At 62.7% G+C, this 23323-nt stretch carries 27 protein-coding genes; 15 read left to right on the plus strand and 12 right to left on the minus strand.

The window, feature by feature from the left end:
* Positions 1-21: 21 nt before the first annotated feature.
* Both CNX70_RS16380 and CNX70_RS16385 read left to right on the plus strand, forming a co-directional pair.
* Positions 22-570 (plus strand): DUF2939 domain-containing protein, encoded by a 549-nt coding sequence (locus tag CNX70_RS16380; RefSeq protein ID WP_157751064.1) that lies wholly within the window; start codon positions 22-24, stop codon positions 568-570.
* A 70-nt stretch (positions 571-640) separates the two neighbouring features.
* Positions 641-1294 (plus strand): hypothetical protein, encoded by a 654-nt coding sequence (locus tag CNX70_RS16385; RefSeq protein ID WP_096235575.1) that lies wholly within the window; start codon positions 641-643, stop codon positions 1292-1294.
* Positions 1295-1403: 109 nt separating this feature from the next.
* On the opposite strand, the gene CNX70_RS16390 is transcribed toward CNX70_RS16385, so the two are convergent.
* Positions 1404-2096: a DUF3334 family protein gene (locus tag CNX70_RS16390; protein ID WP_071077212.1), complete on the minus strand. Its 693-nt coding sequence runs from the start codon at positions 2094-2096 to the stop codon at positions 1404-1406.
* Between the two features lie 301 nt (positions 2097-2397).
* Positions 2398-4035, minus strand: coding sequence for a methyl-accepting chemotaxis protein (locus CNX70_RS16395; RefSeq protein ID WP_096235576.1), 1638 nt, complete (start codon positions 4033-4035; stop codon positions 2398-2400).
* Between the two features lie 136 nt (positions 4036-4171).
* Here CNX70_RS16395 and CNX70_RS16400 point away from each other — a divergent pair, with 136 nt between their 5' ends.
* Positions 4172-4990: an AraC family transcriptional regulator gene (locus CNX70_RS16400; protein ID WP_096235577.1), complete on the plus strand. Its 819-nt coding sequence runs from the start codon at positions 4172-4174 to the stop codon at positions 4988-4990.
* Here CNX70_RS16400 and CNX70_RS16405 read toward each other — a convergent pair.
* Complete coding sequence (locus tag CNX70_RS16405; RefSeq protein WP_096235578.1) at positions 4987-5244, minus strand: DUF1488 family protein; 258 nt, start codon at positions 5242-5244, stop codon at positions 4987-4989. The two genes, CNX70_RS16400 and CNX70_RS16405, sit on opposite strands and share 4 nt — an antisense overlap.
* Positions 5245-5580: 336 nt before the next feature.
* Here CNX70_RS16405 and CNX70_RS16415 point away from each other — a divergent pair, with 336 nt between their 5' ends.
* From CNX70_RS16415 to CNX70_RS16465, 11 genes are all read left to right on the plus strand, one after another.
* Positions 5581-5898 (plus strand): hypothetical protein, encoded by a 318-nt coding sequence (locus tag CNX70_RS16415; protein ID WP_096235580.1) that lies wholly within the window; start codon positions 5581-5583, stop codon positions 5896-5898.
* A 112-nt stretch (positions 5899-6010) separates the two neighbouring features.
* Entirely contained in the window at positions 6011-7681 is a 1671-nt protein-coding gene (locus CNX70_RS16420) for a DUF6138 family protein (protein WP_096235581.1), read from the plus strand.
* Positions 7682-7778: 97 nt separating this feature from the next.
* Positions 7779-8459: a hypothetical protein gene (locus CNX70_RS16425; RefSeq protein WP_096235582.1), complete on the plus strand. Its 681-nt coding sequence runs from the start codon at positions 7779-7781 to the stop codon at positions 8457-8459.
* Between the two features lie 25 nt (positions 8460-8484).
* Complete coding sequence (locus CNX70_RS16430; RefSeq protein ID WP_096235583.1) at positions 8485-8805, plus strand: hypothetical protein; 321 nt, start codon at positions 8485-8487, stop codon at positions 8803-8805.
* Positions 8806-8889: 84 nt separating this feature from the next.
* Positions 8890-9531 carry a hypothetical protein gene (locus CNX70_RS16435; RefSeq protein ID WP_096235584.1) on the plus strand — a complete coding sequence of 214 codons (642 nt, stop codon included), beginning with the start codon at positions 8890-8892 and terminating at the stop codon, positions 9529-9531.
* An 86-nt stretch (positions 9532-9617) separates the two neighbouring features.
* Entirely contained in the window at positions 9618-10484 is an 867-nt protein-coding gene (locus CNX70_RS16440) for an alpha/beta hydrolase (RefSeq protein ID WP_096235585.1), read from the plus strand.
* Positions 10485-10578: 94 nt separating this feature from the next.
* A complete protein-coding gene (locus tag CNX70_RS16445) occupies positions 10579-11433 on the plus strand; it encodes an undecaprenyl-diphosphate phosphatase (RefSeq protein ID WP_096235586.1) in 855 nt (284 codons plus the stop codon).
* Between the two features lie 58 nt (positions 11434-11491).
* Positions 11492-12061 (plus strand): manganese efflux pump MntP, encoded by a 570-nt coding sequence (mntP, locus tag CNX70_RS16450; RefSeq protein WP_096235587.1) that lies wholly within the window; start codon positions 11492-11494, stop codon positions 12059-12061.
* Between the two features lie 106 nt (positions 12062-12167).
* Positions 12168-12374: a hypothetical protein gene (locus tag CNX70_RS16455; protein WP_096235588.1), complete on the plus strand. Its 207-nt coding sequence runs from the start codon at positions 12168-12170 to the stop codon at positions 12372-12374.
* Between the two features lie 236 nt (positions 12375-12610).
* Positions 12611-12904 carry a hypothetical protein gene (locus tag CNX70_RS16460; protein ID WP_096235589.1) on the plus strand — a complete coding sequence of 98 codons (294 nt, stop codon included), beginning with the start codon at positions 12611-12613 and terminating at the stop codon, positions 12902-12904.
* A 64-nt stretch (positions 12905-12968) separates the two neighbouring features.
* Complete coding sequence (locus tag CNX70_RS16465; protein ID WP_096235590.1) at positions 12969-13214, plus strand: hypothetical protein; 246 nt, start codon at positions 12969-12971, stop codon at positions 13212-13214.
* A 19-nt stretch (positions 13215-13233) separates the two neighbouring features.
* Here CNX70_RS16465 and CNX70_RS16470 read toward each other — a convergent pair whose 3' ends face one another.
* Complete coding sequence (locus CNX70_RS16470; RefSeq protein ID WP_096235591.1) at positions 13234-13455, minus strand: hypothetical protein; 222 nt, start codon at positions 13453-13455, stop codon at positions 13234-13236.
* Between the two features lie 140 nt (positions 13456-13595).
* On the opposite strand from CNX70_RS16470, the gene CNX70_RS16475 reads away from it, so the two are divergent.
* A complete protein-coding gene (locus CNX70_RS16475; protein ID WP_096238497.1) occupies positions 13596-14312 on the plus strand; it encodes an SOS response-associated peptidase in 717 nt (238 codons plus the stop codon).
* Here the strand turns inward: CNX70_RS16475 and CNX70_RS16480 are convergent.
* The 8 genes from CNX70_RS16480 to queE form a co-directional block, all read right to left on the minus strand.
* Positions 14309-15487 carry a DUF418 domain-containing protein gene (locus CNX70_RS16480; protein ID WP_096235592.1) on the minus strand — a complete coding sequence of 393 codons (1179 nt, stop codon included), beginning with the start codon at positions 15485-15487 and terminating at the stop codon, positions 14309-14311. The genes CNX70_RS16475 and CNX70_RS16480 overlap by 4 nt on opposite strands.
* A gap of 14 nt (positions 15488-15501) precedes the next feature.
* Positions 15502-16419, minus strand: coding sequence for a muramoyltetrapeptide carboxypeptidase (ldcA, locus tag CNX70_RS16485; protein ID WP_096235593.1), 918 nt, complete (start codon positions 16417-16419; stop codon positions 15502-15504).
* A 41-nt stretch (positions 16420-16460) separates the two neighbouring features.
* Positions 16461-17378 carry an alpha/beta fold hydrolase gene (locus CNX70_RS16490; RefSeq protein WP_096235594.1) on the minus strand — a complete coding sequence of 306 codons (918 nt, stop codon included), beginning with the start codon at positions 17376-17378 and terminating at the stop codon, positions 16461-16463.
* A gap of 270 nt (positions 17379-17648) precedes the next feature.
* Positions 17649-18806, minus strand: a complete 1158-nt coding sequence (locus tag CNX70_RS16495; RefSeq protein ID WP_096235595.1) for a hemin-degrading factor — start codon at positions 18804-18806, stop codon at positions 17649-17651.
* Positions 18807-18867: 61 nt separating this feature from the next.
* Positions 18868-21231, minus strand: coding sequence for a TonB-dependent hemoglobin/transferrin/lactoferrin family receptor (locus tag CNX70_RS16500; RefSeq protein ID WP_096235596.1), 2364 nt, complete (start codon positions 21229-21231; stop codon positions 18868-18870).
* A gap of 239 nt (positions 21232-21470) precedes the next feature.
* Positions 21471-21980 (minus strand): tRNA adenosine(34) deaminase TadA, encoded by a 510-nt coding sequence (tadA, locus tag CNX70_RS16505; RefSeq protein WP_096235597.1) that lies wholly within the window; start codon positions 21978-21980, stop codon positions 21471-21473.
* Positions 21973-22419, minus strand: a complete 447-nt coding sequence (queD, locus tag CNX70_RS16510; protein WP_035819191.1) for a 6-carboxytetrahydropterin synthase QueD — start codon at positions 22417-22419, stop codon at positions 21973-21975. The genes tadA and queD overlap by 8 nt, the downstream gene beginning before the upstream one ends.
* A 9-nt stretch (positions 22420-22428) precedes the next feature.
* A complete protein-coding gene (gene queE, locus CNX70_RS16515; RefSeq protein ID WP_096235598.1) occupies positions 22429-23064 on the minus strand; it encodes a 7-carboxy-7-deazaguanine synthase in 636 nt (211 codons plus the stop codon).
* Positions 23065-23323 lie beyond the last annotated feature (259 nt).

Genomic DNA, 23323 nt, shown 5'->3' on the forward strand with positions numbered 1-23323 from the left:
ATATCACAGCACAGGCCTCACTTGAAAAAAATCACCATTGCCGCCGCCGTGGCCGTCATTGCCCTTGCCGCCACCGCCTATGCTTCGCCGTATTACGCCTTGCACCAGATCAAGGCTGCCCTGGCCGAGCGCAACGCCGAAACCCTGGCCGAACACGTGGACTTCCCCGCCCTGCGCGCCAGCGTCAAGGCGCAGCTGGAGGCCAGCATGGCGCGCAGCATCGAGGCGACCGCCGGCAGCGGCAACCCGCTGGCCGCCCTCGGCCAGTCGATCGCCAGCGCCATGCTGGGCAAGATGGTCGACACCATGGTCTCGCCCGCCGGCGTCGTCGCGCTGGTCAACAAGAGCGCCGTCAGCCCGCAGGCGGGAGCCGATGCAAGTGCGGATGCCCCAGCCGATGGCGCGCAGAAAAAGGCAGGCTATTCGGCAAGCTATGCCGGCGTGAACACCTTCGTCGTGCGCGCCAAGGATGGCAATGCGCAGGAAGGTGCACTGGTCCTGCTGCGCCATGGCGTGTGGGGCTGGAAACTGAGTTCGATTGAAATTGCGTCGGCAATGGCTGCACGCTAGCAAAGTGCGCGCATGCGCAAGCAATCTGGGACACAATGCCTGTCACTGGTAGCCAATTGCAGGAGATTTCATGCTGAAGCACACGGCCTTATCGCTGGCCATGGCCCTTGCCAGCGCCACGTCATTCGCCCACGCCCTCGATGGCACAGCCGGGAGCAGCCACTCTGTCGCCGCGCGCATGCAGGCGGAAACGTCCAGCGCCGCCGATCCCGACGCCCCCGCGCCGCTGCCCGTGTCCAGTGACATTTCACTGGCCGAACTGGAGCGCCGCTGGGCGCTGGGACAGGCACAAGCCGCCGAAAAAAACTTCAGCAGCGCGCTCAACCCGGCCGCGCTGACGGCCCTGGCGCAGCAGATGCAATGCATGGATATCGTCGGCGTGCAAGCGTATGGCTTTCCGCTGGATCGGGCGCAGCCCACCGTGCTGAGCGGTGCGCAGCTGCTAGCGCGCTGCCCGGACAGGGCCTATGTGACGATCACGGCGATGTCGATGGCGGGCAAGACTGGCAACCGCGTCACGATTTCGCCGCAGTCATTCAAGCAGACCGTGGATGGCAAGCCCGCGCGGCGCCTGTATTACAAGGCGCCCAACGGACGCCAGAAGGAAACGCTGACCATCGTCGACGGCAGTTATGTGTATGCGCTCGAATACTGGTCGCTCGATGACGGCCAGCAGCGGGACATGGTCGGCATGCGCCGCATGGAAGCATTGACGCTTCCATAATAACAAGGGAAGTTATCTTGCAGGGACGAGCCCGGAGCAATGCCTTGTCGGCTGTAAACGGCAGCGGCCGGCGGCAAACCTGCCGCCGGCCACGTTCAGACACAGTTACCTACATGCCCAGCGACTTGAGCAGGTCGGCGTTGTCGTCGTCTTCCGGTTCCACTACCGGTGCCGGGGCGGCGCCACGTTCGCGGTTCGCGTATTCCGTATCCATCAGCGAGTCGGCATCGACTTCGCGCGAATCGAAATCGTGCAACTTGATGAACTCGGTACGGTCGATCGCCAGTTCCAGATAGAAAATGTTGTTCTTTTCCGTGTAGAAGGTGACGCGGCGCATTTCCGGGCGGTCCAGCGGCGTGTCAACGCTGAGCATCACCTGCTTGTTCAGCACCAGCATCTTCGGCTGGCTCTGGGTGATGTTCGTTTGCAGTTCGCGCCGCACCTTGCCCGTGAAGTCGCCCACGATCTGGTTCATCAGCTCGCCCATGATGTTCGACACTTCGTCCGACGTGTAGAAATTGGCCAGTTCCGACTTCGGCATACCCATGTGCAACATGTAGCGCTCGTAGATTTCCATTGCCGTATCGGCGGCAAAATTGAGCACCACCAGGCCCGTGAAACCACCGTCGAACATCACGAAGCAACCGATGTCCGGCTTCAGGCCGGTCTTCGTGATGCGCTGCACCATGCCTGAATAATTGACTCTGCTTTGCGTTGCAACGTTGAGCACCCGAACCACCGAGTTACACAAACTCATCAACAAATCTTCTGTACCGTACACAACATCCTTTTCTGCATCCATGAGCAACCTCTCCTACTATTTTAAAGATGACAGCACTGTTTCCCTGCCCGTCGCGAGCCGAAACACGACAGTTTCGCTCAGCAAGCGGACGACTTCACCTTTGCATGCCTGACCTTGCCTGGCAGTGCGCACCGCGTTGCCGCCAGCACGAACCACCCTCTTACTTTTTTCTGTATAGAAATAAGTATCAGATGCGCAGAATACCCAGATGTAACATTTCCGTCCAGCCATACCTGCATTTACTTGACGATCTGTGCAGAAATGCCATACCCCGCCGTGCGCGCGGCCACAATACCGGCGGCTAGCCGCGCATGCTCAAGGCCAGTGGCCGAGGCTTGGCTGGCCGCGCCGCGCCGGCCTGCGTGGCCGGTGGCGCGTCCTTCAGGCGAAACACTTGCACGGCGTGCGACAGCTGCGCCGCCTGATCCTGCATGGCATTGGCCGCGGCAGCCGCTTCCTCGACCAGGGCTGCATTTTGCTGCGTCACCTGGTCCATCTGGCTGATGGCTTCATTCACCTGCTCGATGCCGAGGCGCTGCTCTTCGCTCGCATCCGTGATCTCGCCGATGATGGCGCTCAGGCGCTGAACGCTATCAACCACCTCCTGCATGGTGGCACCGGCCTGGTCGACCAGCTTGCTGCCCGCGCCCACCTTGTCCACCGAATCATCGATCAAGCCCTTGATTTCCTTCGCGGCGCTGGCCGAACGCTGGGCCAGGTTGCGCACTTCCGTGGCCACCACGGCAAAACCGCGTCCCTGTTCTCCGGCGCGAGCAGCCTCCACGGCGGCATTCAGGGCCAGGATATTCGTCTGGAAGGCGATGCCGTCGATCACGCCGATGATATCGGCAATCTTGCGCGAGGAATCATTGATCGAACCCATGGTCTGCACCACTTCGGATACCACCGCGCCGCCCTTCACAGCCACGCTGGACGCCGCCGACGCCAGCGAGCGCGCTGCTAGCGCATTGTCTGCATTCTGCTTGACGGCGGCAGTCAGCTCTTCCATCGACGATGCCGTTTCTTCCAGCGAACTGGCCTGCTGTTCCGTGCGCGATGACAAGTCCATGTTCCCGACGGCGATCTGCGCAGAAGCAGTAGCAATGGTATCGGTGCCGCCGCGCACTTCGCCCACGATGCCGACCAGCGCCGTGTTCATGTCGCGCAGAGCGGCCATCAGCTGGCCCGTTTCATCTTGCGAACGCACAACGATATCGCTGCTCAGGTCGCCCTGCGCCACGCGCTGGGCCAACGCCACGGCTTCGGCCAGCGGCACGGTGATATTCCGCGTCAACAAGATGGCCAAGACCGCCGCCAGCACGACGGCGAAGGCACCTCCGCCCAATAGCACCACCGTGGTGCGCGTCTTCAAGGCAGCCGCCTCGTCGGCACGCTGCGCCAGCAACATACTTTCCGTCTTGCCGATATCGGCTAACAAGGCGCGCATCGTATCCATGGCCGCCTTACCCTTGCCCGCCTGCTCGGCCGCCACGACCGCATCGAGGTTGCCCTCGGCGGCCGCCGCGCGGCGCAGAGCGATCACGGGCTCGATGGCGCTTGCCTGCCACTGATGCTGGGTACGTTCCAGCACCGCCAAGCGCTCCTGCTGCGTTGGGTTGTCCGCCGTCAGGGCGCGGATTTTCTGCAAATGCTCGCCAAAACTGCGCTGGCCCAAGGCCATCGGCTCAAGCGAACCATCCTTGCCGGTGAGGGCAAAGCCGCGCTGGCCCGTTTCGATATTGATCAGGCTTTCCAGCAGACCGCTTGCCTCGGCCAATACCTCGTAGGTATGGATGTTCAAGCCATTCGCCTCGCCCAGCCGCGACAAATTCGCTTGTGCGGACGCGACCAGGATCGCCAGCAAGGCGAGGACGACGCCAAAGGCCAGATACAGGCGGGTACCGATCTTTAAGTTAGACAATGCGTTGGACAATGCCATGGTGAGTCTCCATTCAGGTGGCGCAGCAAGAAAATGTTGTCCAGGACAAACATCGGAGCATCATCATAGCGATAAAAATGGAAAGATTAGTTGCTTTTAGTCTACAATTTATACCTTTCCGTCTCTTTGTTGCCCTATGGATCGCCTGTCTGCCTTGCTGATGCGCCTAGATTTTTCTGCCGACACCTTCTTCGAGGGAGCGTTTTGCGGCAGCAGCCACTTCCCGGCCCAGCCCGGAATTGGCCACCTGCACCTGGTGCGGCGGGGACCGGCGACCTTCACCCATGACGATGGCACGCGGCTGCGGGTCGACCAGCCAGCGCTGGTTTTCTACCCGCGCCCGCTGGCGCATGGACTGGACACGGGCGCTGGCACGGCGCGGCTGCTGTGCGCCAGCGTCCGCCTGGCCGGCGGCGGCGATGCCGTGATCGACAGCCTCCCGCCCTGCCTGCACATCCCGCTGGCGCAACTACCGGCCATGGCCGGCGTGCTCGAGCTGCTGTTCGACGAGGCGCAGCATGGCGGACTGGGGCAGAAACTGGTGCTCAACCGCCTGTGCGACGTGCTGATCGTCCAGTTGCTGCGCCATGCACTGGCCAGCAAGCTGATATCGGCCTCGCGCCTGTTCGGCCTGTCCGACGCCGCCCTCGCCAAGGCCCTGGCGGCCATGCACGACCATCCCGGGCGCCACTGGACGGTGGCATCGCTGGCGACGCTGTGCGGCATGTCGCGCAGCCGCTTCGCGCACCAGTTCCACGCCGCCATCGGATGCCCGCCGGCCCAATACCTGATGGGCCAGCGCATGCTGCGCGCTCAGGCGCTGCTCCAGCAAGGCCGGCTGGTGCAGGATGTGGCGTTGGAAGTGGGCTATGGCAGCCAGCCGGCTTTCACCCGTGCCTTCCGCGCCAGCACCAGGCTGTCGCCGCGCGACTGGCTGGCACAGGGTGGCAACTAGAAGTCGAGCGCCCGCAAGACCACGCTGCTGACCAGCAGATCGCGGCTCAGATAAGCGAAGGCGCGCTGGCCGATGCGCAGGCGGTGGGTGTCGAAGATGACCAGCCAGTCGCCGCCCTGGCCCTGGTCCAGGCTGCGCAATGCCGTCACGCTGATACGGCAAGTCTTTTCCTCGCCGAAAACGGCCAGATGAAAGCGGATGGCGTCGCCCGCCGGTTCGAGGGCGATGCTGTCGCGCAGGATGTCATAGGGCATGGCCGCCGCCCCCGTTCATGTGGCGAACGTGGCCAGACACGCTTGCCACGCTCAGCGCACTGCCGTCGGCGGGGCCGGACTGTATTGCAGTCGAAAAACGCCAGGGCCGCCTGGCGACCTTGTCACGGCAACGGCGCTCCAGTTCGGCGCGATTTTTCGCTAGGAAGAAATGCATCATGGCGTTTTTGGCAATCTCAATAATTAGGAACAAGCCAGCCTAGCTTGGTGACCTGTCAAACACCGTCTGCTACCGTACACACGCACTTACTTGCGCGCACGCATCGGCCACCCCCCTGTGCTATTGTCACCCGATACATAACCAAGCAGGTGCCCAAGATGCAAAACATCGTTACCAGCGTTTCGTTCCGCTACATCGATCCGCGCCACAAAGAGCCGGGTCCGAGCAGGGAATTCGTCAACCAGAACATCCTGCTGCCGTCGGGTGCCCATCTGCCACGCATGGGCGAAGCCATCGAACTGATGCACTGGGACTTGAACCGCGACATGAAATCAGGCGTGTATTCCGTCCTGTTCATCCACACGCGCATCGCCTTGTTTAACGGCAACGACAAGCCGTCCGGCTGGCACACCACGATTACCGTGGGGCCGCAATCCGACGAAATCGACGCGCGCTTCCTCACTGCCCCCTCCTGACGCCCGTGCGGCCCTTGTTGCGGCCAGGCCCGAACACCTAAAATACTGCTTCAGATTAAACATGACCATGACGGCAGCCGGTGGCGCTGCCGCGCGCAATGCAAGGAAGTCAATGAGCACACTTTTAGAGCAGGCAACACAAGAAATGACGGCGGCCATCCACGCTTGGTTCGATGAGCGCCTAAAGCGCACCGACCTGGAAGAAGCCGTGAACCGCACCACCTTGCAAGCGGGCGTCTTCAGCGACTTCATACTCGATTACAAACCGGGCCGCACCACCGCCGACGAGTTCGACCTGGGTTTGGACGACAACGTGCATCCCCGGACGCCGGCGCGCCTCGATGATGCACAAGTGCGCGACTTGATCGCGCCGCAGCTGACGGAGCTGGTGCAAGCCCTTCTGGCGCCGCTGGTGGACACGCCGATGATCGACTACCGCTTCACCTTGCGCGGCAAATTCCAGACGGCGCAGGGCAAGCTGCACCTGACCTTGCTGGAATACGTCAACGACGGCAAGCGCCAGGGCTTGCTGGAAAACATACACGCATATATCGGGCAAAAACTCGAGCGCGGCAGCAGGCCGACGAAAAAGCTGGAAACGTTTTTCCTGGCCCGCCACCTGCTCGATCCCCACCTATTTCCGCAGCCCGATATCGCCTGGACGATCGCGCAATTCGAGCGCATCGAGCAGCTCAACAAGTCACGCCCGCAAGCGCTGGCAGAACATCGCAGCGATATCATTCGGGCCGTGTCGGCCTGGGCGGAAAAGCAGTTCCTGCCGCAGTTCTATGACGTGCAGAAATCGAGCTACCGCGCCACCGACTACACACTGAAAGCGGGCGCGGCGCTTGACAAGCAGGCGCTGCAGCCGATCGACCTGCTGCTGTATGGCGCCGTGATGATACTGCGGCACGAACCGAGCTACGCCAAATCGACAGGCCTCAAATTCCTGGAAATCGCGCGCGAACTGGGCAGCGAACGGGCCGTGCGCATGCTCAAGGAAGGCAGTGGCACCTTCCCCGATGCCGACATCCACCTGAAAAATGCGCTGCTGGAATGCCGCGCCAACGATGTGTTTGCCACGATCAGCATCACGATTGTCCGGGAAGAGGCAGACGCGTATGCGCAGGCGCTGGCGTTCGTCACGCATTTACTGCAAAACGGTTTTCCGAAAAGCTACCAGATCAAGCTCAAGGCCAAGACCAAGGAATATCTGCCCATCAAGGGACTGGCGAAATCCGACACGCACCGTTTCTTTGCCAACGCCCTTGCCCATGCGTCCCTGCAGCCGCAACTGGAAGCATATGCGCGCGCCGCCATTGAAGAATTCGAATTCTATGCCGACACGGAAGGCGAAAAGAATTGCATGCCCGGCAGCTATGCCACGTTCGGCCTGGGCTTACTCGATGCGCGCTATTTCCCCCTGGTGCAGCACTACATGGCCAACGTCGACGAGGAACACCAGTGCGTGCAGGACCAGTTCACGGCCGCCTTTGCTGAAAAGCATGGCGTGACGCGCGATTCCGCTCCCGTGCTGGCGGCGTGCCTGCGCGCCTGCACGGATAACGCCAAAGTGAAAATCCAGGCGGAACTGGAAGAGGTGGAGAAGCTCGAACTGTTCTGCCAGCAACTGCAAGGGCTGGAAGGCTATCTGATCGAGCACATGCTGTATCCGGTCTGGGGCAAACTGGAAAAACTGGCCGCCCTGGCGCGCAAGGCGGACGGACGGCGCAAGGAACTGCTACTGGCCTTGCTGGAAGCGGCGAGCAAGACCGACGCCTGAAGTGCGCAACGTTATGACTTTCACCATATATAATGCGCGCGCCAGAGTTGCTATAAAGCATCTTTTGGCGCCTGACATTAAATCGTGGAGAAAATACATGCACAAGCAATTCCCTGCCGCCAGATTGCTGGCCGCCACCGTCGCCGCCGCGCTGCTGCAGCCAGTCATGGCTGCTGAACCCACCGCCGTGGAACTGGCGCCGCTAGCCGTCGCCAACCTGTACATCCAGACCATCATCAACCAGGATGAAGCCAGCGTCGCCAAGCTCAACGCCTATTTGCGCCCCACCCGCCTGGCGGGCCAGCAGAGCGCCGAATACGCGTCGTACAGCGCCTTGAAGGAAGCGGACGCCAAGTTTCCGACGGAAACGGGCAAGCTGATTGCCGACCTGTTCCCCGTCCCCATGCGCGCGGCCGTGACGCCGGCCGCCGAACTGCTGGCCGCCAATGTCATCGCCGCCAAGAATGGCGCCGCGTGCCAGGCCATCAAGGCGGACCCGGTGACGGTGGACAACGGCATGCAGACGGCTGCCGTCAGCTTCGAATGCCAGCTCGTCAAGGTGCCCGTGGCCTGGGCGGCGGCTGCCCAGCAACTGGCGAAGAGCGGCTGCAAAGTCGAGCAATGCAAGGCTGGCCTGCAAAAGATCGCCGCCACCTATACCAGCTCGCCGAAGCAGACCTGGCGCGCCGTGTTTGCCGTCAGCCGCGAAAAGGACTCGGAAGCCTGGCGCAACGATTTCGCACGCGAGACTTTTGATGAAATCTGGGACTACCTGTAATCCTCGCGTCGTTTAGAATGGCCGGATGGATACCCTGATACCGCAGCCTGCCGGCCTGGCCTTGCTGCGCCTGCTCGACCCCGACCATGTGGAAGGCGCGGTGGTCGCGCAAGCGCTGGCGCAAGACTTGCCTGCCCTGCACGGCAGGCAATTGCTGGCGCTGCTGCGCCGGCTGCGCGCCGCCCAGTCCAACCAGCAGCACTATGCGGGCGCCAGCGTCAAACAGGCCGAACAACTGTTTGGCGCCGCCATCGCCGCCGTCAAGGCGGAGCTGGCCACGCGCCCGCACCTGCCCAACAAGCAGGAAGCGAAGGCCCTGCGCCAGGCGGCGGCAAAGAAGCGCTGAACGGGTCTGCGGTGCGCGGGCGGGCACGGCCCTCCTTCTATAATCGGTGACGATACATTGTTTCCCGCATTGAAAGGATTCCCCATGCCCACACGCTTTTCCCGCCACGTAGCCGGCTGCGCCGTACTTGCTGTCTCCGCTCTGGCCACCATGCAGGCGGCCCATGCCATCGAGACAGGCCGCATCGACGCGCGCGCCGTGTGGCAGGAACGCTCGCTGTCGGCCTGCCGCAGCGAACAATCCCAAACTGCGCCCGACGTCTGCCTGCTGCGCACCATGCAGCGCTCGGGCGCGCGCCCGCAAGCCATCGCCGCCGCCAGGATGCTGGTCAAGGCGAACAAGGCGGGCTTCATCTCCGCCTGGCGCCCGCTGGGCAAGGCGGCCCTGGCCACCGTCACCTATCCGTTTCGCGCCAACACGAATGAAGGCAGCTTGCTGATCGGCAGCGATGGCGCCGCCATCGACGTCGACGAGGACGCGGTGCGCGAGGAAGACCGCGCCACTGCGGCCTGGCGCGCGTTTGCCGCCGCCCATCCGGACGCCGTGCCGTTTGCTCCCGCCGATTTCGTCGGTAACACGGCCACGGCCGATGGCGGCCAGCGCCTGCTGTTTTCCACGCCCCTGAAGAGCTGCCATGCCTGCGCCGACGATGGCGCGCTACTGGTTGCCTATACGCTCGACAAGGCGGGCGTCGTGCGCGAACGGCAACTATTGACGATCAAGTAAAGCTGCATCAAAGATAAGATAGAATTGTTTGATGGCATGTCTTTACACGTACATGCCATCAATCCAACTACTTATCATGGAAAAACATGCGCCGCTCCTGCCTTGCCCTGCACCTCACCGCCACACTGCTGCTGTCCAGTCCCTTCTACCTCGCCCATGCCACGCCCGCCGCTACGGCTACTTCCAGCGCGGCCACCCCGCTGGTCATCGGTGAAAGCTTTGTCATCGATTCGCAAGCGCTGCAGGAACAGCGCCCTATCAATGTGTACCTGGCGCGTGCCTGGGATACGCCGCCCGATGCGCCGCTGCCCGTGCTGTACATGCCCGACGGCGGCGTGGCGGAAGACTTTTTGCACGTGGCGGGCTTGCTGCAAGTGTCGGTGGCGAATGGCACGATGCGCCCCTTCATGCTGGTCGGCATGCAAAACACGCAGCGCCGGCGCGACTTGACGGGCCCGACGGACAATGCCGAAGACCGCAAGATCGCCCCCGTGGTGGGTGGCGCGCCAGCCTACCGGGCCTTCATCCGCGATGAACTGATGCCGGAAGTCAAACGGCGCTACCGCACGACGGGCGAAACGGCCATCGTTGGCGAATCGCTGGCGGGCCTGTTCGTGGTGGAAACGTACTTGCTGGAACCGCAACTGTTCGACCATTACCTGGCCTTCGACCCCAGCCTGTGGTGGAACCATGGCGCCCTGCCGCGCCAGGCGGCGGCCCTGCTGGCCAAGGGCAAGCCGGGCAAACACAGCCTGTACCTGGCGTCCAGCAGCGAGGCGGGCATCGCCGTCGAAGTGCAGCGTCTGGCCCAGGTGCTGGAAAAACAGGCGCCGCCGGGCTTGCAATGGCACCAGGAAAAGATGCCGGAAGAAACCCATGGCACGATCTACCATCCGGCCGCCTTGAAGGCGTTCCGCGCCGTGTTCAAGCCGCAGTTGCCGGTCAGCCAATAAAACATGGACAAACTGTAATCTGGCGCGGGGCGTGCCCGCCGCCACTGGCGGGTAAAATCGGCGGCCCATCCTCCCCCGCCCGAGTCACGTTACCATGAGTTTTCTGCAATTATTTATTCTTTCCATCGTCCAGGGCTTCGCCGAACTGCTGCCCGTGTCCAGCTCCGCCCACATCATCATGGCGGAAAAATGGATGGGCCTGGACCCCACGTCGCCCGAACTGACCATGCTGCTGGTGATGCTGCACACCGGCACCATGTTCGCCGTCATCGTGTATTTCTGGGCATCCTGGCGCGCCACGTATTTCAGTTCGGCCAGCGCCTTGCGCAGCAATGTGCTGCTGCTCGCGGCCGCCACCGCACTGACGGGCATCGTCGGCTTCGGCTTGCTGAAGGGCATTACGCACATCATGAGCAAGGATGCGCCCGGCTTTGAAATCGAGCACCTGTTCGGCAACGCCAGACTGATGGCCGCCGCGCTGGCCGCCGCCGGCGTGCTGATCATCGTCTCGTCGCGCCTGCAAGCGCGCCAGCATGGCACCTTGTCCATCGGCAAAGCCATGCTGATCGGCGCCATGCAAGGCCTGTGCCTGCCCTTCCGGGGCTTTTCCCGCTCGGGCGCCACCATTTCGGCCGGCATCGCCATGGGCGTGCCGCAACGCCGCGCGGAAGAATTCAGCTTTGCCCTGGCCGTCGTGCTGACGCCGGCCGTGCTGGTCAAGGAAGGCTGGCGCTTTTACCAGGCCGTGACAAATGGCAGCCTGGACCATCTGGAACACGGCAACAGCCTGCTGCACCTGCTGGGACCCAGCCTGCTGGGCATGCTGCTGTCGTTCCTGGCCGGCTTGCTGGCGCTGCGCTGGCTGTCACGCTGGCTGGAACAGGGCCGCTGGCATTTCTTTGGCGCGTATTGCCTGGCCGCTTCCATGGTGGTGCTGTACCTGGGGTAAAATCGCCGGGTTTCCAGTTTATACACACATCCCAGCCAGGTTTTACAGAAAGCCAACGATGAATTTCGCCGCCACCGCCGCCCTCTCCCTTGCCATGTCCACCGATGCCTTCGCGGCCGCCGTGGGCAAGGGCGCCGCCCTGCACAAGCCGCAATGGCGCGAGGCGCTGCGCACGGGCCTGATCTTTGGCGTCATCGAAGCCATCACGCCCATCATCGGCTGGGCTCTGGGCAGCGTGGCCGCGCCCTACGTGGAAGCGTGGGACCACTGGATCGCCTTCAGCCTGCTGAGCATCATCGGCCTGTTGATGATACGCAATGCCCTGTCCGACGCCGACGAGGACGAAGCGCCGGCCCAGTCGCACTCGTTCTGGGTGCTGGCCGTCACCGGCCTGGCCACCAGCATCGACGCCATGGTGGTGGGCGCGGGCCTGGCCTTGCTGGGCGCCAACATCGTCGTCACGGCCGCCGCCATCGGCTTTTCCACCTTCGTCATGGTGACGCTGGGCGTGATGCTGGGCCGCGTGCTGGGCACGGTGGCAGGCCGGCGCGCCGAACTGGTGGGCGGCCTGGTGCTGATCATCATCGGCTGTGTGATCTTGTACGAGCATATCGGCCATCCGGCCTGAGGATCGGCCGACCAACGGGCGCACACGCCACAGGTACCGGCGTGGCCGGCGGCGCGCTTTGTGCTACATTCATTCCTCTGCATTCCTTTGTCGCAAGGTGAACACCATGGAAACTCTGGAGCTGCTTTTTGCCGCGCTGGTGCGCGAAACGGCCGTGTCGATACGCGACCACCATGTCCCCTTTGCCATCAAGCACGACGAACGCGCGTATTTCGAGTGGATGGACGGACACCCTATCAATGGTTATGTCCAGGAAGCGTATCGGGAGATCGAAGAAACGGCCCAGCAGATCCGCGCCATTCGCGCGGGGTGATGACGCTTGCCGCAAGCTACTGCGCGGGGCGCTTTGCGGCCTGCGATGCTCACCGTACCAATGTACGGTTGCGCTTCTCGGCCACAAATCACCGCCGCTCGCTTCGATTTTGCCAGCCGTCGTGACGTTCGTTGGATAGTGGTAAAAATTTTGGTATTGATTTAGATCAAACACTCAGCTGTTCCAATCGAATTGATGGTCCAAAGCCACGACAATCAGGTCTGGAGGCGGGAGACATGGATCAGCAACAAAAACACCAGATCAGGGGTTATGAATTTCATGTGGCGGGGGCGCTGGAGAAGGATGGCCGCTATCGGGGCATGATTTTGATCAGCAAGCGCGGCGATACGCAGCAGGTATATGCCAAGCCCGTACTGATAGAAACGCCCAGCAGCTTCAAGTCCGCGCATGCGGCCTTGATCAAGGCATCGGCGTACGCCCAGGAACTTATCTATAACGGCGCCATCAAGGCGCTGCTGCCGGCCGGCAGCAAGCAGGCGCCACAGCCGCCTGACCTGGTCGGCAATTAACTGGGCAAGGAGGGGCATGGAAGGGCGCGTATAATCGCGTTCCCCTTGCTAAGAGTGCGTCATCATGGAATTTGTGAATCTACCGCTGGTCTTCCTGATCGGCTGCGCGCTGATTGCCTTGCTAGCCAAGAAGAATGGCTATTCGTGGTACCTGTTTTTCTTTGCCATCGCCGTGCCGGCGCCCTTGTTACTGCTAGCCTTGCCGCATGTGCTGGACGCACAGGCCGCGTCGCTGACCTCCGTACGTCTGGGCACGGCCCTGCTGTTCCCGTGCGCAGGCCTGCTGCTGGCCTTGCGGCGCCAACGCTGACGCTGACGCTGCGCGCAGCTTAACGTGCCTGCATGCCATCGGCTAGGCGCCAGCCGACGGACAGCGCCAGTTGCTGCGCCTCTTTTTCATTGCTGCAATCGTCGTAGTCGCAGGTATCCGCATACGCGCCGCGCGCCTGGTTCTGGCTGACATACGAGCCGACCCACCGGCCGTCGCGGCGCTGGCAAGCCGTGGCGCTGATGGTAAAACCTTTGTGGATGGTGGGATTTTCAAACGACATAATTCCTCCGATGAAAGATGCGTCAGCCACCTGACTGGCTTCCACTGTGCGCCTTGCGCCCGCCCAAGTCTGTACGCTGGCCCACACCCACGCCTGCGTGCCAGTTCGCGCGCGCCATGGCGATCAGGTATGATTTCGCCATGTGTGGACGATTCGATCAAAATGACACGGCGCGCGTGCTGGCGTCGTCTTTCGGCTGGACCGACGCGGTGTTCGACAGCGAGGCCGAAGCGCACCTGAACGTCTCGCCCGGCACCTACCGGCCCGTGTTGCATATCCAGGATGGCGTGCGGCGGGTCGACGATGTGTTCTGGGGCTACCGTCCCGCCTGGGCCGCACAGGCCGTGCCCGCGCCCGGCAAGAAAAAAATCCCCATCGCCATCAATGCGCGCCTGGAAAAACTCGCTGGCGCCTACTGGAAACCCTTGCTGCGCGCGGGGCGCGGCATCGTCTGCGTGTCCGGCTGGTATGAATGGACGGGTGAAAAAGGCACGAAGCAGCCGTGGCACATCCACCGCCGCGACCGCGCACCCCTGTTCCTGCTGGCGCTGGCCCAGTTCGGGCCCTACAAGCACAACCGCGAGGAAGCGGGCTTCGTGCTGGTGACGGCCGACAGCCTCGGTGGCATGGTCGACATCCACGACCGCCGCCCCGTGGCCGTCAGCCTGGAAGACGCGCAGCGCTGGCTGGACCCCGCGTTATTGCCCGAGGAAGCGCTGCACCTGGCGCGCAGCTGCATGCTGGACGTGGACTTGTTCGAATGGCATGCGGTCGACAATCCCCTCGTGCCCACGGCCAGAGCCAAGGCGCCGCCGCCGGCATCGCCGCAAGGCGCGTTTGACTGGGGAACGGATTAAGGCAGCCGCGCCATCCGGCGCCACAGTGCTTCCATGGGACCCTGCCTGAAATGGCGCAGCCAGTAGCGGCTGAGCAGCACCTGCCCCGCCATGATCGCTACCGCCAGGCCCAGCATCTCGGCCGGACGCAAACGAGCACCCCAGCCCAGGCCCGGCCCCTGCAGCAGCCAGGTGCCGATCAGCGATTGCAGTAGATAATTACTCAGCGCCATGCGTCCCACGGGCGCCAGCCATGACCCCAGCCAGCGCAGCATGAACGGACCAGCCAGCATCAGCGCGGCCACATAGCCGGCCGCCAGCACGGGGCCGCCGGCGAACAGGCCCACTTCGAACAGGGCCGTGTCGAACACGGTTTGATAGGGGTCAGCCACTTGCCACGCGACGGCCCCCGCCGCCAGCAGGTTGAACGGCAAGCCCAGGCCCAGCCCCACACCGCACACGCGCCGCCACAGCTGGCGGTGACGCTGCGGCTGCGTCAGCCAGCCGCAGCGTACGGACAAGATACCCAGCAGGAACAGCACGATGATATGCGGCAGCATGACGGCGGCGTACAGCAAGGAGACGAGAAAATCGTTGGCGCGCAGCCTGGCCACGGCCCACGCACTGCCTTGCGTGTAAATCGCGTAGCGCTCCGCAAAGCCTTGCAGGTCGCGCGCGATGTCCGGCGCGCCGCCCTGCTGGCCCACGGGAATCAACAAGCACATGAATAGGAGAAAACCGGCCGCCACCAGCCAGGCGCGATTGCGCACACGGCTGAGCCTGGCGGACGCCAGCGGCAGGATCAGCATGCCGGCCACCGCATACGAGGTTAGCACGTCGCCGCTCCAGATGCAAAAACCGTGCAGCAGACCAAACGCCAGCAGCCAGCGCAAACGGCGCTTATAAGCCGCTTGCGCCGCTTCCCAGCTGCCCAGCTGGCGTTGCAAGGAACGTGTCTGCAGGGCAAAGCCAGCCCCAAACAGAAAGGCGAAGATTGGATAGAACTTGAATTGCGCCAGCGCCGCGACCAAAAAAATGACAAGCTGGTCCAGCACGGGCGGCTGCGCGGGCAAGGTGCCGTAACGCAAGGAAAGCGTGCCCCAGGCAAAGCCCCAGATATTCACCAGCAAGATGCCGAACACGGCGATGCCGCGCAGCACATCGAGCTGCAGTAGCCTGCCAGGTTTGACGTGCATGGCGTTGAGGGAGTTCAGGGCCGCGCCAGGGTCGGGTAATCGCTCACCTGCAGGCTGAAGCCGGACGCATCCGATTGCAGGCGCGCCTGGCCGCCGAACGGCAAGGTGACACGGCGGCGGATGTGGCCGAACTCCAGCCCCGTCAGCACGGGCACGGGCAGGCGCTGGCGCACGTAGGCCAGCATGGCATCGAAATCGTAGCCCTTGTCCATGGGACTCAGTTTATAGCCGGAAAAATCACCGAGCACGATCGCGTTCTGGCGCTGGAGCACACCCGCGTGCAGCAATTGCAGCAGCATGCGCTCGACGCGGTACGGGTGTTCGTTGACGTCTTCCAGGAACAAAATGCCGCCGTCGACCTGCGGGAAATATGGCGTGCCCAGCAGATGCACCAGCATGGCCAGGTTGCCGCCCCACAAGGTGCCCGTCAGCTCGACCTGCGGATTGCCCGCCGCCCAGCCCTCTACCTGATGCGTGGGGCCGGCCAGGCATGACCACAGCTGGTCGAGCGTAAACTGCTCGGGCTCGTCGCGCGTGAAATCGTCGCAGATCATGGGGCCGGCAAAGCTGGCACGGCCCGTTTTCGCCAGCAAGCCCATGTGGAAGGCCGTGAAGTCGCTGTAGCCGACAAACAGTTTGCGGCTGTCGGCCATGGCGGTAAAGTCGATGTCGGGCAGGATGCGGCTGAGGCCGTAGCTGCCGCGCAAGGCGAGCACCACCTGCACGTCCGGGTCGCTTGCCGCCGCGTTCAGCTGCGCCAAACGGCCCGCATCCGTGCCGCCGAAGCGCTGGAAGGTGTGCTCAGGGTCGTAGTAATTGTGGACGGTGGCGCCTTGCGCCTGCAAGCGGGCGATGCCGCACGCCACGGCCGCGTCATCGGGCGCGCAACCGCCCGGCGCCACGATGGCGATGCCAATCTCAGGTGTCTTCAAAATATGCCTGACTAGTCAAGTGGTGGGCGCGCCCAAGCCGCCTAGGCTGGCTGAGAGCGCATCTGGGGCGCCATCTTACCTTGCAGATGCACATCGATCAAGGCGAGCAGGCGCTCGATCAGCTGGGGCGGCATGTCGTGTCCCATGCCTTCGATCACTTCCAGCCGGGCGCCCGGAATCAGCGCCGCCGTATCGATGCCGCAGGCGACGGGTATCAAGGGGTCGGCCGCGCCATGGATCACCAATGCCGGGCAACTGATGCTCGGCAGCAAGGCCGTGCGTTCGCCCGAGGCGGCAATCGCCACCATTTGCCGCGCCACGCCTTCCGGGCAACTGCCCCGCTGCAGCGCCGCGTCGATGCGCTGGTACAGCAGTTTCTCCGAGACGGGATAGGCGGGACTGCCGATGACGCGCACGGTGGCGGCCATGTGCGCCATCAGTTCGGCGCGGCTGGCATTGCGTTTCGGACGTTGCAACAAGGCGTTGCGCGCCGCACGCGTGGGGCCGGGCAAGCCGCGCCGGCCGCTGCTCGACATGATGGAAGTCAGGCTGAGCACCTGCTGCGGCGCGCGCGCCGCCATCACTTGCGCGATCATGCCGCCCATCGACACACCGATCACGTGCGCCTGGACAATACGCAGGGCCGTCAGCAAGCCCAGCGCATCGTCCGCCATGTCATCGAGGGTGTAGGAAGTTTTCAGGGGCCAGCCGATGAGGTTTTTCACGTAGGCCAGCGGCAGATACGGCTTACCCGCCAGCGCCATCTTGCTCGACAGGCCGCTGTCGCGGTTGTCGAAACGCACAACCCGAAAACCTTGCTCGACGATGCCTTCGACGAAGTCCGCCGGCCAGGCGATCAGTTGCATGCCCAGGCCCATGACCAGCAGCACGCACGGATCGTTGGGGTCGCCGTGGCTTTCATAAGCTATGTTGAGGCCGTTCGCCATGATGGTTGCCATGATTGCCTCTCTTCAGGAACCAGCACGCAGGCACGATCGCTGCGGCCTTGGACTCAGCATACCACTATTGTGCTTCAGACATGAGACCGGCACGCGGCACTCTATCTGAAGTGTTGCTCTGCTCGCACATGACATAACCTACTGCGCGTCGCGACTTGCGGCCTGCGATGCTCACCGTACCTAAAGTACGGTTGCGCTTCTCGACCACAATTCGCTTCCGCTCGCTACGGTTCTGTCATGTGCTGATACTCATCAACTTGCAAAAAAACGTTATTTTGCCTTTGGCAGGCTGTCAGCCAGATCCACCCACGCTTGCGGCTGCGGCTTGCCTCGCTCGCGCACGCCGAAGAAGGAGACTACTTGCGTGCCGTCGTTATCGAAGAACTCGACCGAGGTGACGCCGCCGCGCTTGACGACCCAGCCGCTGCGCAGGGCCGTGTCGCGGATGTGCAGGTTGAAGTCCGGGTCCAGCACGTTGAAGAAGCCGCCGGCGGCCATGGTTTTTTCGATCTTGCCGCTGTAGATCTGCGTCAAGCCTTCATTGCCCAGGAACACCATGATGGCAACCTTGTCCTTCGCCGCGTTTTCCAGCAGGGTGCGCAGCGCTGCTGGCGTCACGCGCTCGACCACGCCGGCTGGCGCCAGGCGCAGCGCCTGTTCGCGCGTCAGATGGAATTCGCGCATGATTTGCGCAAACTGGTGTACGTCCGTCATGTCTTTCCAGGCCAGCTGGAATTCCTTGACGTCGATCTCGGCATCGGGCTTTTCCGCCGCTTTCGGCGCCACGGCCAGCACGTTCAATTCCGCGCTTTGCTGGGGCATGCGGAAGTTTGCCACCAGCTTGTCGTAGACGGCCACGCCCGGCTCGTTGCGCAGGTAGATTTTGTGCACGGCCGTGCCGTTGGCATCAAAAAATTGCAGGCTGCGCGTGGGCTTGCCGTCGCGGCCCGCTTGCTCCACAGCAAATGCATATTTCCAGTTTTCAAAGTGGAAACGCAGGTCGATCTGGCCGCCCAGGTAGCCGCCAGCGATATTGCGCTGGCGCGCTTGCGTTTCCGGGTCCTGCATGGCATCGGCCTGTTCCGACTTGTCGCCCGCCTGCTTGAACTTGCTGGCGACGCCCGTCGTCTCGATAACGCCGTTTTCATTGCGCGTGATCGCTTGCACCAGGCCCAGGTCCAGCGCGGCGCGCATGATTTCGCGCGGCTGGTTGCCATCGGCCTGCAGGCGCGTGACGCCCTTGCCGAGGTTAGTTGCCAGCAATTGCGCTTCGGACACACCCAGCGCGCGCGCCGCGTCGCGGATCTGCAGCTTGGGCTGCTCGGTGCGCAAGGTGGACCAGCGTTCCGCCAAGGTGGCTGGGGCCGCAGATGCGTTTGCAATCAGCAGGCTGCCTAGCAGGGATAGAACGAGTTTGGATAACTTCATAGAGAGACCATTCAATCAAACATGGAAAATAAGAGGGGCAAGCACCCCTCCCCGGTAAAAATCAGAAATTGACGCTGAGGTTGGCGGCGACGTTGCGGCCCGGCTTGGCGTAGCGCTCGATCTCCGCGCGATTGGCGGCCGTGGTGCCGGCGGACAGGCTGCGCGCAGCGGCGTAATCCCAATACTTGCGATCCGTCAAGTTGTACACGCCGACGACGATCTTCGCGTTCTTGTGCACGTTCCAGTAGGTCGACAGGTCGAAGATGGTGTATGACGGCACCGTGAAACGCGGCGCGGTCGTGCCCGTCAGCAAGTCATTCGGCGCCTGTTTGTCGCCCGCATGCACGGCCGTCAGGGCCAGGCCGAACAGCTCGTTCGCATGGTCGTAGCCGAAGGTCAAGGCCGACTTGGCCGGTGCCACCGAGGCCAGGCCGCCGCTGTCGCCCGTCAGGGTATTGAAGGAGCGGCCCTTGGCCACGCCCGTTGCCAGGTCGACGTGGTAACCCTGCATGGCTGGCGACCAGGCGCCCAGCTCCGCGCGCAGGCTCAGCTCGGCGCCCCAGGTGCGCGCATTGCCGATGTTTTCCGGGCGGAACAGACCCTGGGTGATGGTGGGATAGTTGACCGGGTCATCGTCCTGCATCACATACTCGATCATGTTTTTGTATTCCGTCTGGTAGACGGAGGCGTGCATGCTCAAGCCCTTGACGACGTCGCCTTTCAAGCCCAGTTCATAGGCCTGGCTGGTTTCCTTGCGCAAATTCGCATTGCCCAGCACGGCATAGCCCTGCCCCGTGCCCGTATAGCTGATGGAATCATAGGTACCCGTGCGTTCGGCCGCCGTCGGCAGGCGCGTGCCGCGCGTCACGGTGGCGTAGGCGTTCATTTGCGGCAAGACTTCCACGGACAGGCTCAGACTGGGCGTGAAATACGTGTCGCTCTGCTTGCGCATTTCCTTGGCCGCGCCCGGCACGCCGATGGCATAGCTTTGCAGGTTTTTCGGCGCGTCCTTGCGGTAATCGGCACGCAAGCCCGGTGTCAGCACGGCTTTCTTGCCAGCAAGATTAAAGCTGAGGTCGTCGCGCACGTACAGGGCCAGCTTGCTCGTGTCCATGTCGGCCATGCGGTTCTTGTTGGTGATCTGATGCTGGCCCGTGGCGACGACGGTGCGGTCTTCACGCCACGGACGGCGCGTTTTCAGCTGTTCCAGCTGCACGCCGTACAGCAGCGCGTTGTCCGCATTGAGCTGCTTGAACGCTTCCGACGTGACGCCGACGCTGTCATTCTTGAAACTGGTTTCGATGGAGCGCAAATAGTTGCCGCGGTACGTGTAGCGTCCGTTGGTCTTGTCTTGCGTTTTCGCGTTCTGGACATAGACTTTCGAGGTCAGGCGGTCGAACAGGGCGAAATCCTTGAGCACCACGTCATGGCCCAGGCTGATGCGGGTGCGGCTGGTAGTCGAATCCTGCTGCACGCCGTCCGGGTACAGGGTGTTGGTTTTATTATTGAGCTCGCGCTTGTTCTTGCGTTCGAACATATCGACCGTCAAGTCGAGCTTTTGTTCGCCAGGCAAGGCCCACACGAGCTTCGACAGCAAGGCGTTCGAATGCCAGTCGTCCGGGTTGACGGGCGTGCTGCCGCGGCTGTCCATCTGCTCGCCGTCGCGGCGCACATACACGGCCAGGCCCTGCAGATTGGCGCCGAGCTTGGCGGCGCCCGTCAGGGTGTGCGCATTGCTGCGGTCAGCCGTGGCGCGGCCGTATTTATAGGCGACATAGTGATCCCGCCCCTCGCCCAAGTAATCCTCGGGCGACTTGGTGATGAAGGCCACGCCGCCGCCCAGGCCGGGATTGGCGCCGCTGGCAGCCGTCGTGCCCGAATCGATGCGCACTTCACGGAACGTTTCCGGGTCAAAATAATCACGGCCCGTGGCGAAGGCGTTGAGGGTGTTGCCGTCCGGCTTGGGCGCCGCGTCCGGCAGCGAGATGCCATCGAGCTCCAGGCTGACCCGGTTGCCTTCCAGGCCGCGGATGTTGTAACCGGTATTACCCGAACCATCCCACACGCTGCCGCTGCCCGAGGCCGCCGCTGGCGCGGTAATCAAAGGCAGGTAGCGCACGATGCCGCCCATTTCCGTGACATTGCGGCGCTCCAGGTCATCCGCCGTGACGACCGTCCTGGTGCCGGCGCGGCGCTCGTAATCCTGCTTGGCATTGACAACGATTTCCGGGAAGACGGGCAGCTTGGCCGGCTCCTGCGCCGCCGTGCCCGCGTTGATGGCGGTATTTTGCGCGCAAACCGGCAGCAGCGGCGCGGCGAACAGGCCCAGCAAGGCTGCGCGCAGCACCAGGTTGTGGCGGCGGGCGGGCAGATGAGCTGGGGATACGACGGGTGCAGCGGAGCGCTGCAGAAGCACTGTAGTCATGATGATCCGGTTTAAGAGTGGAGGCTGGCTCTTGAACCCGGATCGATAACGATGCGCAAGGAAAGGTTGCTGGCGAAAACAATACTGTAACACGAATCATTCTCATTTGAGAATGGCAAAGTAGTCTAGACAGATGTTATTTCGCAACAGTTGCAAAAATGCCAGCCGGGATGGCTGGCAAGGCAGGGCTCATTACCGGCAAGGCCATGGCGGCACTGCCCTGCCCTGTCAGGGCATGGTCAGACCTGCGGATGGGCCAGTTTGCGCGCTTGCGCCTGCGCGCGGCGGCGCTCGACAAAGAAACGCTTGAGGAAGGCGCCGCACTCGTCGGCCAGCACGCCGCCAATGATGGCCGTCTGGTGATTCAGCGCCGGCTGCTCGAACAGATTCAGCACGGAACCGCAGGCGCCCGTCTTCGGGTCGCCCGCGCCGTACACCACGCGCGCCAGGCGCGCATGCAGCATGGCGCCCGAGCACATCACGCACGGTTCCAGGGTCACGTACAGCTCGCAGCCGGGCAAGCGGTAGTTGCCCAGCTTTTCGGCGGCCGCGCGCAAGGCCATCACTTCCGCGTGCGCCGTGGGGTCGTGACGGCCGATGGGCTGGTTGTAGCCCACGGCGATGACTTCGCCATCCTTGACGACGACGGCGCCGACGGGCACTTCGCCCAGGTCCCACGCGTGCTGGGCCTGTTCCAGGGCCAGCTGCATGTAGCGCGCGTCCTGCGCGCTAGCGTGCTTTTCAGTCATCGGTCACTTCTGCCCAGCAATTCGGCGTTTCATGCAACACCAGTTTATGCAGGTGCAAGCCGGTGCCAAAATGGTCGGTGAATGCGGCCTTGAGGATCTCGAAGGCGATGCGCGCCAGGTTTTCCACGGTCGGGATGCGGTCGATGACGACGGTTTTATGGTCGGGCAGGCTGGCCAGGAAGTCGCGCACGGCCGTGTCTTTTTCATACACGAGGAAGGCGTGATCCCACACATCGACCAGGTGCTGCTTGGCCAGGGTTTTCACGTCGGAAAAGTCCATGATCATGCCATTGTCGGAATTGCCTTCCGCTTCGATGACCTTGCCGACCAGCGTGATTTCCACCGTGTAGCGGTGGCCGTGCAAGTTGCGGCACTGGCTTTTATGGTCGGGAATGCGGTGGCCCGCGTCGAATTCGAGCTTGCGTGTGATAGTCAGCATATTGTTTTGTTAAGGTATTTGCAGGAGTTTATGGGTTTGCAGGCTCAGCTTCCACTTCGGGTTGCTTTTGCACGTCTCGATGGCCAGCTGCATGTTGCGCGCGGCCAGGGGACCGTCCATCGCCTGCACGAAGAAGTTCTCGAAGTCCAGTTGTTCGTAGGCGGCCAGGTCTTGCTGGAACTGGGGAATGACCACCTTGATTTCATTACCTTTGTGTACGACCAGTGTCGAACCCATCTTCGGGCTGACGCAGATCCAGTCCACGCCGGCTGGCACGGGCAAGGTGCCGTTGGTTTCGATGGCAATGGTAAAGCCGACCGCGTGCATGGCGGCTATCAGGGCCGTGTCCAGTTGCAGCAGCGGCTCGCCGCCCGTAAACACCACGTATTTGCTGGGCGCGTAGCTGACCGGCCACAGGCTGTCGATCAGCGCGGCCAGTTCCTCGGGCGTCTTGAACTTGCCGCCCAGTTCGCCATCGGTGCCGACGAAATCCGTGTCGCAGAACTGGCACACGGCCGTGGCGCGGTCGCTTTCGCGGCCCGTCCACAAATTGCAGCCGGAAAAGCGGCAAAACACGGCCGGACGGCCCGCGTGCGCACCTTCGCCCTGCAGGGTATAAAAAATCTCTTTGATGCTATAAGTCACTGTATTTCCTAAGAGCTGGCTGGCGTCCTCGTGCAAGGCGACCGCAGCGATGCCCGCGCACAGCGCCGGAACCGCAAATGCCGATTGACAACCCTCTATTATATGTCGCCGGGACACTTCCCGTGCAAATGCCGTGGCCGCCACCTGGCGCTGCGGTGTCAACGGGCAAGAAAGCCACAGGGGCAGGCGTAACTGCGTAGCTTTTGCGTTTAGACAATATAAATAACCCAAAGATAATATATTTTCTGTAAGAACATTG

Source organism: Janthinobacterium svalbardense (assembly GCF_002327145.1).
Taxonomy (GTDB): Bacteria; Pseudomonadota; Gammaproteobacteria; order Burkholderiales; family Burkholderiaceae_D; genus Janthinobacterium; species Janthinobacterium tructae.

What these genes read in the sequence shown, in the direction of transcription:
- CNX70_RS16400 (WP_096235577.1), top strand. Translation starts at nt 4,172, where the DNA reads ATGGATCGCCTGTCTGCCTTGCTGATGCGCCTAGATTTTTCTGCCGAC.
- CNX70_RS16395 (WP_096235576.1), bottom strand. Translation starts at nt 4,035, where the DNA reads ATGGCATTGTCCAACGCATTGTCTAACTTAAAGATCGGTACCCGCCTG.
- CNX70_RS16415 (WP_096235580.1), top strand. Translation starts at nt 5,581, where the DNA reads ATGCAAAACATCGTTACCAGCGTTTCGTTCCGCTACATCGATCCGCGC.
- mntP (WP_096235587.1), top strand. Translation starts at nt 11,492, where the DNA reads ATGAATTTCGCCGCCACCGCCGCCCTCTCCCTTGCCATGTCCACCGAT.
- CNX70_RS16465 (WP_096235590.1), top strand. Translation starts at nt 12,969, where the DNA reads ATGGAATTTGTGAATCTACCGCTGGTCTTCCTGATCGGCTGCGCGCTG.
- CNX70_RS16405 (WP_096235578.1), bottom strand. Translation starts at nt 5,244, where the DNA reads ATGCCCTATGACATCCTGCGCGACAGCATCGCCCTCGAACCGGCGGGC.
- CNX70_RS16440 (WP_096235585.1), top strand. Translation starts at nt 9,618, where the DNA reads ATGCGCCGCTCCTGCCTTGCCCTGCACCTCACCGCCACACTGCTGCTG.
- CNX70_RS16390 (WP_071077212.1), bottom strand. Translation starts at nt 2,096, where the DNA reads ATGGATGCAGAAAAGGATGTTGTGTACGGTACAGAAGATTTGTTGATG.
- CNX70_RS16495 (WP_096235595.1), bottom strand. Translation starts at nt 18,806, where the DNA reads ATGAAGTTATCCAAACTCGTTCTATCCCTGCTAGGCAGCCTGCTGATT.
- CNX70_RS16445 (WP_096235586.1), top strand. Translation starts at nt 10,579, where the DNA reads ATGAGTTTTCTGCAATTATTTATTCTTTCCATCGTCCAGGGCTTCGCC.
- CNX70_RS16430 (WP_096235583.1), top strand. Translation starts at nt 8,485, where the DNA reads ATGGATACCCTGATACCGCAGCCTGCCGGCCTGGCCTTGCTGCGCCTG.
- CNX70_RS16435 (WP_096235584.1), top strand. Translation starts at nt 8,890, where the DNA reads ATGCCCACACGCTTTTCCCGCCACGTAGCCGGCTGCGCCGTACTTGCT.
- CNX70_RS16490 (WP_096235594.1), bottom strand. Translation starts at nt 17,378, where the DNA reads ATGGCAACCATCATGGCGAACGGCCTCAACATAGCTTATGAAAGCCAC.
- CNX70_RS16475 (WP_096238497.1), top strand. Translation starts at nt 13,596, where the DNA reads ATGTGTGGACGATTCGATCAAAATGACACGGCGCGCGTGCTGGCGTCG.
- CNX70_RS16455 (WP_096235588.1), top strand. Translation starts at nt 12,168, where the DNA reads ATGGAAACTCTGGAGCTGCTTTTTGCCGCGCTGGTGCGCGAAACGGCC.
- queD (WP_035819191.1), bottom strand. Translation starts at nt 22,419, where the DNA reads ATGCTGACTATCACACGCAAGCTCGAATTCGACGCGGGCCACCGCATT.
- CNX70_RS16460 (WP_096235589.1), top strand. Translation starts at nt 12,611, where the DNA reads ATGGATCAGCAACAAAAACACCAGATCAGGGGTTATGAATTTCATGTG.
- CNX70_RS16420 (WP_096235581.1), top strand. Translation starts at nt 6,011, where the DNA reads ATGAGCACACTTTTAGAGCAGGCAACACAAGAAATGACGGCGGCCATC.
- tadA (WP_096235597.1), bottom strand. Translation starts at nt 21,980, where the DNA reads ATGACTGAAAAGCACGCTAGCGCGCAGGACGCGCGCTACATGCAGCTG.
- CNX70_RS16480 (WP_096235592.1), bottom strand. Translation starts at nt 15,487, where the DNA reads ATGCACGTCAAACCTGGCAGGCTACTGCAGCTCGATGTGCTGCGCGGC.
- CNX70_RS16425 (WP_096235582.1), top strand. Translation starts at nt 7,779, where the DNA reads ATGCACAAGCAATTCCCTGCCGCCAGATTGCTGGCCGCCACCGTCGCC.
- CNX70_RS16500 (WP_096235596.1), bottom strand. Translation starts at nt 21,231, where the DNA reads ATGACTACAGTGCTTCTGCAGCGCTCCGCTGCACCCGTCGTATCCCCA.
- CNX70_RS16385 (WP_096235575.1), top strand. Translation starts at nt 641, where the DNA reads ATGCTGAAGCACACGGCCTTATCGCTGGCCATGGCCCTTGCCAGCGCC.
- CNX70_RS16470 (WP_096235591.1), bottom strand. Translation starts at nt 13,455, where the DNA reads ATGTCGTTTGAAAATCCCACCATCCACAAAGGTTTTACCATCAGCGCC.